Raw genomic sequence first — 9,742 nt, 5'->3', positions numbered from 1 at the left:
GGTCGGCACGGGAGAGGGTGCGAGCGCGGCAGGGATGTGCCGACCAAGGTCGGCACCCACCGTCGGCACCCACAACCGTCACCCACCGCAACCGAAGGCGGGGCTATTCCGCGGTGGCCGTATCGCCCTGCAGGCGCAGGGTTGCCATCACGCCCAGGCGCAGGCCGGGCAGGTCGCCATCGGCTGGCAGCAGGATCGGCTGCTGGCGGATGCCGCCGAAATGCTTGACCTGGAACAGCACGTCCAGGCCATGGCCGGTGGCTCCGCCGCCACTGGCCGCTGGCGGTTCCGGGCGGCCGCCGGGATTGCGCCGGGCCGGCTGGAAGCCGGGCGTGCTGCGCACCAGTTCCACGGTGGAGGCCGAGAAGTCACCGGCGATCAGGCTGGGCATGCCCTCGGCGGTGGCGCCGATCCAGGTCATCAGGTCGTTGGTCTGGTGCTGGCGCGCGGTGGCTTCGTCCGGCTCCGGGCGCAGCCGCGCCACGTAGATGTTGACCAGCGCCTGGCCCAGCTTCAGCCGCATCATGCCGGCCGCGCTGAACGTCCCGGGTGGATGCAGCAGGGTGACGCCGTCCTCGCTGACCGGCAGCCGGGTCAGCATGGCATTGCCATGCCGCAGCGGCTGGCTGGGCGGATCGGCGGTGACGAAGTCGCAGCTGTAGCGCAGCCGGCTGGCCAGCCAGCAGGCCGGGTTGCGGCCCTGCTGCTGCAGCACCTGCTGCACCGAGATCACGTCCGGTTGCAGGTCGGTCAACAGTTGTGCGACCTGCTCGCGGCGCTGCTTCCATTGCGTATCGTCGCGGCTGGGCAATTCCAGTGCGGCCACGGTCAGTTGCCGGGGCTCACCCTCGCTGCTGGCCGAGGCCGGCGCCTGCGGTCGCGCCTGGGCCTGCAACGCCGGCAACAGCAGCAGGCAGCTGAGCAGGAGTCGGGCGTAGGCGAGGGGGCGCATAACGATAAGTTTACGCTTTTGTCGTGCAGGTGCCGTGACTTCCGGCACAGCCAGGAGCGCCTGCCATGGATTGGCACCGTTGTCATGCAGCCCTGCAGCGTGCTTCGCAAGCCCCGGTTCCGGTAACCTTGCGCCTTTCGCTTTGCAGGAATGCCTTACAGGATGAGCCACGACGCAGTTGCCCCCATCGCCGGCCAGGGAAGGATGCCGCGCCAGATTCCGTACATCATCGGCAATGAGGCCTGCGAACGGTTCAGTTTCTACGGGATGCGCAACATCCTGGTGCAGTTCCTGATCACCTCGCTGCTGCTGCAGGAAATCACTGCGGAAGGCCGTGCAGGTGAAGCCAAGGACATCATGCACAGCTTCATGATCGGTGTGTACTTCTTCCCGCTGCTCGGTGGCTGGCTGGCCGACAGGTTCTTCGGCAAGTACCACACCATCCTCTGGTTCAGCCTGGTCTACTGCGCAGGCCACCTGTGCCTGGCCCTGTTCGAGAACAGCCGCGAGGGCTTCTTCCTTGGCCTGGGCCTGATCGCGCTCGGCGCCGGCGGCATCAAGCCGCTGGTGGCCTCGTTCATGGGTGACCAGTTCGACCAGAGCAACAAGCACCTGGCCAAGCTCGTCTTCGACGCCTTCTACTGGATCATCAACTTCGGCTCGCTGTTCGCCTCGCTGCTGATCCCGCTGGTGCTGAAGAACTGGGGCCCGCAGTGGGCGTTCGGCATCCCGGGCATCCTGATGTTCGTGGCCACCTTCGTGTTCTGGCTGGGCCGCAAGCGCTACGTGCTGGTGCCGCTGCCGCCGAAGGACCCGCATTCGTTCGCCAACGTGGTGCGTACCGCGCTGACCGCACGCGTTGCCGGGCAGGGCCGTCCGGGCCTGGTGATCGCCGCGCTCGGCCTGGTGCTGGCGGTGGCCTCGTTCGGGCTGGTCGGTTCGCTGGGCATCGTCATCTGCCTCTGCCTTGCGCTGGTCGCCATCCTGGCCGGTATCGGCGGCGGCACCTGGCTGCAGCTGGACCGTGCCCGTGGCCAGCATCCGGCCGAAGCCGTGGAAGGCGTGCGCTCGGTGCTGCGCGTGCTGGTCATCTTCGCGCTGACCACGCCGTTCTTCTCGCTGTTCGACCAGAAGGCCTCGACGTGGGTCCTGCAGGGCCAGCAGATGCAGATGCCGAGCTGGTTCACCGCCTCGCAGATGCAGGCGTTGAACCCGCTGCTGGTGATGATCCTGATTCCCTTCAACAACCTGGTGCTGTATCCGGCGCTGCGCCGTTTCGGCTTCGAGCCGACCGCGCTGCGCCGCATGACCGCCGGTATCGCCTTCAGCGGCCTGGCCTGGATCGTCATCGGTGGCATCCAGGTGGTGATGGACGGCGGCAATGCCATGTCGATCTTCTGGCAGATCCTGCCATACGCGCTGCTGACCTTCGGTGAGGTACTGGTCTCGGCCACCGGCCTGGAGTTCGCCTACAGCCAGGCGCCGCAGGCGATGAAGGGCGTGGTGATGAGCTTCTGGAACCTGACCACCACCATCGGCAACCTGTGGGTGCTGCTGTCCAACGCGGCGGTGCGCAACGACACGGTGACCCACCAGATCGCCGGGACCGGCCTGAGCGAGGCGGCGTTCCTGATGTTCTTCTTCGCCGGCTTCGCCTTCATCGCGGCGTTGGCCTTCGGTTGGTACGCGAAACGCTATCGTATGGTGGACAACTACCGTAGCGCCTGAGCCTGACATGACCCCCGTCAATCTGCTGTTGATCGCCATCACCGCCATCCTTTCGTGGATGGCGTTCAACAACCGCAAGCTGGCCGACCGCCTGATCCTGTGGCCGCCCGCCGTGGACCGCCATCGCCAGTACGACCGGCTGGTGACCTATGGCTTCATCCACGCCGACTGGTCGCACCTGATCTTCAACATGATCACCCTGTTCTTCTTCGGGGGATTCATCGAGAGCGTGATGGTGGAGCTGACCGGCAGCTACCTGACCTATCCGGCGTTCTATATCGGCGCGTTGCTGGTCTCGATCCTGCCCAGCTACCTGAAGAACCAGAAGAACCCGAACTACCTCAGCCTCGGTGCATCCGGGGCGGTGTCGGCGGTGCTGTTCGCCTTCATCCTGATCAAGCCGTGGTCGATCATCCTGGTGTTCTTCATCCCGGCGCCGGCCATCATCTACGCCGCGTTCTACGTCGGCTACAGCATCTGGATGGACAAGCGCGGTGGTGATCGCATCAACCACAGCGCACACCTGGCCGGTGCGGCGTTTGGCGTGATCTTCATGCTGGCCATGCAGCCGAGCATCTTCAACCACTTCCTGCGCGAACTCTCCAACCCGACCTTCCGCCTCGGCGGCGGTTGAGGGTGGGAACGGGGGCGGATCGGCAGCGATCCGCCCCGGCCGGTTCAGGCCGTGGTCTGCTGCCCGTAGGTGTCCAGCAGGCGGGCGAACACTTCCTCGCCGATGCGCTGGAAATCCTGGTCTTCGGTCTGTCCTTCCACTGCCAGCTGCAGCAGGCCCTCCAGCAGGGCACGGTCGGTATCGGAATGGGGATCGCTGGGGTGCATCGGGGCCTCCGCGGTGATGCGCATGGTCTACGGTCGCAAGGGCCGTGCCAGCCTGGCCGAACCCCTCCACAGGCGATAGCGGCCGCCCGCCCTCCAGCTTGAGGGTCGAAAACTGACGTGAATGGACTGCACTTGCCCCTGTTCAGGCTTCACGCGATCATGGCGCCCGGCTGCGCACCATCCACGCAGTCGCCGCAGGAGACAGTTCCATGGCTTCGGTCACGCCCCCCGGTCTGGCCTACGAGGTCGAACACGACCTGGCCAGCCATCGCTTCACCGCCCGTGTCCGAGGACAACTGGCGGTGCTCGATTACCAGATCAAGCGCAGGCGCATGGTCATCACCCACACCGAAGTGCCCGAGCCGATTGCCGGCCGCGGCATTGCCGGTGAGCTGACCCGGGTCGCGCTGCGTTTCGCCCGCGAGCAGAAATTCAAGGTGGTGCCGGCGTGCTCCTACGCCGAAGCATTCCTGCAGCGGCACGAGGAGTATCACGACCTGCTCGTCGGCTGATGCCGGCGGGCCACGCTTCAGCCATGGCAGGCGATGATGTACAAACATGAACAGGGGATCCCGATGAAGATTGGAAACAACCGGCCATTGCGCGGCAGCGTGCTGGCCGGCGTGGTGGGCGTGCTGTTGCTGGCCGGTTGCCAGCGTGAGAGCGAGCCGGCGCCGGCGACCGACGCGGCCCCCGCCGCCGAGGCCACCGCCGCGGGCGAGACACCCGCCACGGAAGCGCCGCTGGATCTGCGCGACGTGATCGAGAACAACGAGCGCGAAGTGGTGGGCATCAGCTACCCGGCCGGCATCGACCGTTATCCGGGCCTGGCACGCGCGCTGCAGGACTATGCGACCAGCGCCCGCAGCGACCTGCAGCAGGCACTGGACGGGCTCGGCAACGACAAGCCGACCATGCCCTACGAGCTGTCGCTGAGCTTCGAGAAACTGCTGGAAACCCCGCAGCTGGTGGTGGTCAGTGCCGATGGCAGCCGCTATACCGGTGGCGCCCACGGTGAGCCACTGGTGGCCCGCTTCGTGTGGCTGCCGCAGCACCAGCAGATGCTCAGCGCCGATAAGCTGGTGGCCGATGCCAAGGGCTGGAAGGCGATCAGCGATTTCGTCGCCGACCAGCTGCGCGAGCGCGTGGCCACCCGCCTCAGCGGCGAGGACATGGACCCGGCCCAGCTGCAGGAATCGCTGCGCAACGCATCGCGCATGATTGCCGACGGTACCGGCCCGCAGGCCGACAATTTCAGCCAGTTCCAGCCGCTGACCGACGACAAGGGGCAGATCACCGCCCTGCGCTTTGTTTTCCCGCCGTACCAGGTCGGTCCATACTCGGACGGCACCCAGACCGCAGATGTACCGGCGGCGGTGCTGTTGCCGCACGTGGCCAAGGACTACGTGGAGCTGTTCGCACGCGGTTGACCGCAGTCGAGGAGGTGGCGTGGATACAGGGTTGCAGGAGCGGGTCGCCGGCCTGCTGCAGGAAGCCGGGGTCCGCATCGGCGGCACCCAGCCACAGGACATCCAGGTACATGACCCGCGCTTCTTCGCGCGGGTCATGGCGCACGGCTCGCTCGGCCTCGGCGAGAGCTACATGGAGGGCTGGTGGGATGCCAACGTGCTGGACGACTTCCTCGTCCATCTGATGCAGGCGCACCTGGACGAACGGGTGCACGGCTGGCGCGAGGTGGCCGATGCGCTGAAGGCGCGCCTGTTCAACCTGCAGGCCGGGCAGGGCAGCTACGAGGTCGGCCGCCGCCATTACGACCTCGGCAATGATCTGTACCAGGCGATGCTGGGCCAACGTCTGGTCTACAGCTGCGGCTACTGGCGCACTGCCGATGATCTCGACGCTGCGCAGGAGGCCAAGCTCGACCTGGTCTGCCGCAAGCTGGGGCTGCGCCCGGGCCAGCGCGTGCTGGACATCGGCTGCGGTTGGGGTGAGGCACTGAAGTTCGCCGCCGAGCGCTATGGCGTCAGCGGCGTCGGCGTGACCATCTCGAAAGAGCAGGCCGAGTTCGCCCGTGAGCTGTGCGCCGGGCTGCCGATCGAGATCCGCCTGCAGGACTACCGCGAACTGGACGAGCCGTTCGATGCGATCTTCTCGATCGGCATGTTCGAGCACGTCGGTGACAAGAACTATTCCAGTTTCTTCGAGGTGGCCAGGCGCTGCCTGTCGCCACGCGGGTTGCTGCTGCTGCATACCATCGGCACCAACATCTCGCGGCATCGAACCGATCCATGGATCGCGCGCTACATCTTCCCGAACTCGATGCTGCCGTCGGCGGTGCAGATCAGCAAGGCATTCGAAGGACGCTTCGTGCTGGAGGACTGGCACAACTTCGGCACCGATTACGACCTGACCCTGCAGGCGTGGCGGCGCAACGTGGAGGCTGCATGGCCGCGGCTGGACGCACGTTATGACGAGCATTTCCGGCGCATGTGGCGTTTCTACCTGGCCGGGTCGATGGCGACTTTCCGCTGCCGGCACGCGCAGCTGTGGCAGCTGGTGCTGTCGCCGGAAGGCGTGCCGGGCGGGTACGTCGCGCCGCGTTGATGCGCGGGGAGATCGACGCAGGGCGTCGATCTGCTGCGGGCGTGAAGTGAGGGCAGTTGATGACGTCTTTGGTTTCATCGCAACCGGGCCTCGAGGCGTCGAGGCCGCTGCTGGCAGCGTGATGCCGATTGATTGCATAGGACCATTTTGAATTGTCCGGCGCTGGCGAAGCAGAGCAGAGATCCCATGCTTGAATTCACGACGGCATCATGCCGATGTCGTTTCCTGAGTTCATGGGGTTCAACCAATGCAGCGAACTTCAATGGGGTTGAAGGCCCTGATGGTCTCAACGTTCGTCGTGGCCTCGGCAGCGTTCATTGATCCGGCCCAGGCCTTCGACGGGTTCGTCAACTACACGCCGGAATTTGGCGGGCGCGTTGCGTGCTCCGATACTGCTTCGGTTGCGTGCTTCCGCTGGGATCTTTCTTCGGCCGTGAATGACGACATGGTCATGACCCGCCAGTGGATGGATCGTGGCGAGATCATCTCGGCTACCGTCACGGGAAGCCCCGAAGGCAGCAGTGTGCTGTTGCTGACTGGTCACGGGGAGAATTGGCAGGCACCGATCATCTATGCACGATATGGTGCTGCAGCGAGCGAACTGGACCACGATTGCGCCGCGCCTCTGACTGACGGGTGCGCGATGCCGTTGATCGAAGGCGAACAGATCCATTATTCGATCAAGGTGCGCGCAGTCGGTGCCGAGCTGGTTCACTTCTATGTTTTGGGCATGTAACGCCCGGAGCAGGCCATTCCGTTGTTCGGGGCCTCCGCCAGTGCTGCAATAAAGCAAAAAAAAACCGCCCGGTCTCCCGGGCGGTTCTCGTTTCACGCTACCGCGCGGGCGATCAGTTGCCGGCGCCGGTCAGGCCACGCTTTTCCAGCAGCGGTTCGATCTGCGGCTCGTGGCCGGCGAAATCGCGGAACAGCTGCATCGCGTCGACGCTGCCGCCCTTGGACAGCAGCGTGGCGCGGAAGTGGTCGCCGTTCTTGCGGCTCAGGCCGCCGTTGTCCTTGAACCACTTCTGGGTGTTGGCATCGAGCACTTCCGACCAGATGTAGGCGTAGTAGCCGGCCGAGTAGCCACCCATGATGTGGCTGAAGTACGGGGTCTTGTAGCGCGGCGGCACCGGCGCGTAGTAGATGCCGTCCTTTTCCAGCGCAGCGCGCTCGAAGGCCATCACGTCCTTGGCGGCCGGCACCTGGTCGGCGCCGATCTGGTGCCAGCGCTGGTCGAGCATCGCCGCACCCAGGTACTCGGTGGTGGCAAAGCCCTGGTTGAACTTGGCCGCAGCCAGCACCTTGTCCAGCAGTGCCTGCGGCATCGCCGAACCGTTCTGGTAGTGCTTGGCGTAGTTCTTCAGGATGGACGGGTTGTCCGACCACATCTCGTTGACCTGCGAGGGGAACTCGACGAAGTCGCGCGGTACCGAGGTGCCCGAGAAGTAGGGGTACTTCACGTTGGAGAACATGCCGTGCAGCGCGTGGCCGAACTCGTGGAAGGTGGTGTTCACCTCATCCCAGGTCAGCAGGGTCGGCTGGCCGGCCGGCGGCTTCGGGATGTTCAGGTGGTTGGCCACCACCGGCTTGAAACCGGTCAGCTTGGACTGCGAGACATACGAGTTCATCCACGCACCGCCACGCTTGGAGGCGCGCGCATACGGATCGAAGATGAAGATCGCCAGCTGGCTGCCGTCGGCGTCGAACACGTCGTAGACGGTCACGTCATCGTGGTAGACCGGCAGGTCGGTACGCTGCTTGAAGGTCAGGCCGAATTCCTGGCCGGCAGCATAGAACACGCCGTTTTCCAGCACGTTCTTCATTTCGAAGTACGGCTTCAGCTGCGATTCGTCGAAGTTGTACTTGGCCTGGCGCACCTTCTCGCTGTAGAAGGCCCAGTCCCACGGCTCGAGGGCGAAGGTCTTCTTGCCGGCGGCCTTCTGTTCCTGGTCGATCATCGCCTGCAGGTCGGCCGCTTCGCGCTTGGCGTTGGCCACAGCGGCCGGGGCCAGCTTGCCCAGCATCGCGTTGACCGCTTCGGGGGTCTTGGCGGTCTGGTTGGTCAGGTTGTAGGCGGCGAAGTTCGCAAAGCCCATCAGCTTGGCCTTGTCGGCACGCAGCTGCATGATGCGCGAGACCAGTGCGGTGTTGTCGAACTCGCCACCGCGGCTGCCACGGCTGACCGAGGCTTCGTAGATCTTCTGGCGCAGGGCGCGGTTGGCCAGGTTGGTCAGCGGCGGCTGGCCGGTGGTGTTGAGCAGGGTGATCACGTACTTGCCTTCCAGGCCACGGGCCTTGGCGGCTTCGGCGGCGGCAGCGATCTGCTCCTTGGACAGGCCGGCCAGCTCCTTGACGTCGTCGACGGTGATCGCCGAAGCGTTCACTTCCGACTGCACGTTCTGGCTGAACTTGGTGCCCAGGTTGGCCAGCTCGGCGTTCATCTCCTTCAGCGTGGCCTTGTCGGCCTCGGAAAGCTTGGCGCCGGCGCGCACGTAGTTGTCGTAGTACTTCTCGACCAGGCGCACGCCTTCGGCGTCCAGGCCCAGCTGGCTGCGGGTGTCATACAGCGCCTGGATGCGCGCGAACAGCTTGCCGTTCAGCGCGATCGCATCGCTGTGCGCGGCGAACTTCGCCGAGTAGTCGGCCTGCAGCTTCTTGCGGGTGTCGTTGGTGTCGGCGCCGACCAGGCTGAAGAACACGGTGGTCGCACGGTCGAGGATGTCACCGCTCTTTTCCAGGGCGATGATGGTGTTGTCGAAGGTCGGCTTGGCCTTGTTGTTGGCGATCGCCTCCACTTCCTTCAGCTGCTGCGCCATGCCGGCGTCGAAGGCCGGGGCGAAGTCGCTGTCCTTGATCCTGTCGAACTGCGGGAAGTGCAGCGGCAGCGGGCTATCGGCGAAGAACGGATTGGCCTGCTGGGCGGTGCTGCTGGCGGCCGGGGTGGCGGCGCCGGCCGAATAGGCGGGCAGGGCAAGGCCGAGGGTCATGGCCACGGCAAGGGCAAGGCGAGTGGTCAAGGTAATAGCTCCGGTAAGGCAAACAAGGGCCCGAGGGTAACCCGGCCGGCCGCACCCGCACTTGTGTCAAAAGGCATGTTGCCGGGGCCGGGCGCGGGTACCATGCAATCACTGCCACGGCCCGCCGTCATGACCACCACCTACGATTTCAGCTTCCGTGACCTCGATGGCCAGCCGCAGGCGCTGGCGCAGTACCAGGGCCGTCCGCTGCTGCTGGTCAACGTCGCCAGCCGTTGCGGTTTCACCCCGCAGTACACCGGGCTGGAACAGCTGTGGCAGGACTACCGCGAGCGCGGCCTGGTGGTGATCGGCTTCCCGTGCAACCAGTTCGGCGCGCAGGAGCCCGGCGATGCCGCGCAGATCCGCCAGTTCTGTTCGCTGGACTATCCGGTCAGCTTCCCCTTGTCGGAGAAGATCGAAGTCAACGGCAGCGGCGCCGATCCCCTGTGGGCATGGCTGTCACGCGAGAAGCGCGGCCTGCTGGGCATTGCCCGCATCAAATGGAACTTCAGCAAGTTCCTGGTCGATCGCGAGGGGCGTGTGGTGTCGCGGCATGCGCCCACCACCAGGCCGGAGCAGCTGCGCAGCGTGCTGGATGCGCGTGGCTTCCAGGTCTCGCCGCGTATCGGCCAACCGGGCC

The 9,742-nt window shown here is 65.3% G+C and carries 10 protein-coding genes; 7 read left to right on the top strand and 3 right to left on the bottom strand.

What is annotated here, in order from left to right; all coding sequences use genetic code 11:
- Positions 1 to 103: 103 nt before the first annotated feature.
- A complete protein-coding gene (locus tag O0J73_RS19490) occupies positions 104 to 952 on the bottom strand; it encodes an endonuclease/exonuclease/phosphatase family protein (RefSeq protein ID WP_308309421.1) in 849 nt (282 codons plus the stop codon).
- Positions 953 to 1,114: 162 nt separating this feature from the next.
- Here O0J73_RS19490 and O0J73_RS19485 point away from each other — a divergent pair, with 162 nt between their 5' ends.
- Both O0J73_RS19485 and O0J73_RS19480 read left to right on the top strand, forming a co-directional pair.
- A complete protein-coding gene (locus O0J73_RS19485; protein WP_008267858.1) occupies positions 1,115 to 2,680 on the top strand; it encodes an oligopeptide:H+ symporter in 1,566 nt (521 codons plus the stop codon).
- 7 nt (positions 2,681 to 2,687) lie between these two features.
- Positions 2,688 to 3,314 carry a rhomboid family intramembrane serine protease gene (locus O0J73_RS19480; RefSeq protein ID WP_049458513.1) on the top strand — a complete coding sequence of 209 codons (627 nt, stop codon included), beginning with the start codon at positions 2,688 to 2,690 and terminating at the stop codon, positions 3,312 to 3,314.
- Positions 3,315 to 3,358: 44 nt separating this feature from the next.
- On the opposite strand, the gene O0J73_RS19475 is transcribed toward O0J73_RS19480, so the two are convergent.
- Entirely contained in the window at positions 3,359 to 3,544 is a 186-nt protein-coding gene (locus O0J73_RS19475; RefSeq protein ID WP_008264509.1) for a hypothetical protein, read from the bottom strand.
- Between the two features lie 185 nt (positions 3,545 to 3,729).
- Here O0J73_RS19475 and O0J73_RS19470 point away from each other — a divergent pair, with 185 nt between their 5' ends.
- The 4 genes from O0J73_RS19470 to O0J73_RS19455 all read left to right on the top strand — a co-directional run bounded on the left by O0J73_RS19470 (position 3,730) and on the right by O0J73_RS19455 (position 6,821).
- The gene (locus tag O0J73_RS19470) at positions 3,730 to 4,032 is read left to right on the top strand and encodes a GNAT family N-acetyltransferase (protein ID WP_197564978.1); all 303 of its coding nucleotides are present in this window, start codon (positions 3,730 to 3,732) and stop codon (positions 4,030 to 4,032) included.
- A gap of 36 nt (positions 4,033 to 4,068) precedes the next feature.
- Positions 4,069 to 4,950, top strand: a complete 882-nt coding sequence (locus O0J73_RS19465) for a DUF3298 and DUF4163 domain-containing protein (protein WP_308309420.1) — start codon at positions 4,069 to 4,071, stop codon at positions 4,948 to 4,950.
- Positions 4,951 to 4,969: 19 nt separating this feature from the next.
- Positions 4,970 to 6,085, top strand: coding sequence for a cyclopropane fatty acyl phospholipid synthase (gene cfa / locus O0J73_RS19460; RefSeq protein ID WP_308309418.1), 1,116 nt, complete (start codon positions 4,970 to 4,972; stop codon positions 6,083 to 6,085).
- A 262-nt stretch (positions 6,086 to 6,347) separates the two neighbouring features.
- A complete protein-coding gene (locus O0J73_RS19455; RefSeq protein WP_308309417.1) occupies positions 6,348 to 6,821 on the top strand; it encodes a hypothetical protein in 474 nt (157 codons plus the stop codon).
- 112 nt (positions 6,822 to 6,933) lie between these two features.
- Here O0J73_RS19455 and O0J73_RS19450 read toward each other — a convergent pair whose 3' ends face one another.
- Positions 6,934 to 9,102: a M3 family metallopeptidase gene (locus tag O0J73_RS19450; RefSeq protein WP_308309416.1), complete on the bottom strand. Its 2,169-nt coding sequence runs from the start codon at positions 9,100 to 9,102 to the stop codon at positions 6,934 to 6,936.
- 129 nt (positions 9,103 to 9,231) lie between these two features.
- Between O0J73_RS19450 and O0J73_RS19445 the strand changes: the two genes are divergently transcribed.
- The coding region (locus O0J73_RS19445) for a glutathione peroxidase (RefSeq protein WP_308309415.1) at positions 9,232 to 9,742 on the top strand (511 nt) is incomplete at its 3' end.

The organism is Stenotrophomonas sp. Sm6012, from assembly GCF_030985895.1.
GTDB classification, from domain to species: domain Bacteria; phylum Pseudomonadota; class Gammaproteobacteria; order Xanthomonadales; family Xanthomonadaceae; genus Stenotrophomonas; species Stenotrophomonas forensis.
This window is presented reverse-complemented; position numbering and strand designations above follow the sequence as displayed.

Coding starts and splice junctions, on each gene's coding strand:
- O0J73_RS19490 (WP_308309421.1), bottom strand. CDS start 952: ATGCGCCCCCTCGCCTACGCCCGACTCCTGCTCAGCTGCCTGCTGCTG.
- O0J73_RS19485 (WP_008267858.1), top strand. CDS start 1,115: ATGAGCCACGACGCAGTTGCCCCCATCGCCGGCCAGGGAAGGATGCCG.
- O0J73_RS19480 (WP_049458513.1), top strand. CDS start 2,688: ATGACCCCCGTCAATCTGCTGTTGATCGCCATCACCGCCATCCTTTCG.
- O0J73_RS19475 (WP_008264509.1), bottom strand. CDS start 3,544: ATGCGCATCACCGCGGAGGCCCCGATGCACCCCAGCGATCCCCATTCC.
- O0J73_RS19470 (WP_197564978.1), top strand. CDS start 3,730: ATGGCTTCGGTCACGCCCCCCGGTCTGGCCTACGAGGTCGAACACGAC.
- O0J73_RS19465 (WP_308309420.1), top strand. CDS start 4,069: ATGTACAAACATGAACAGGGGATCCCGATGAAGATTGGAAACAACCGG.
- O0J73_RS19455 (WP_308309417.1), top strand. CDS start 6,348: ATGGGGTTGAAGGCCCTGATGGTCTCAACGTTCGTCGTGGCCTCGGCA.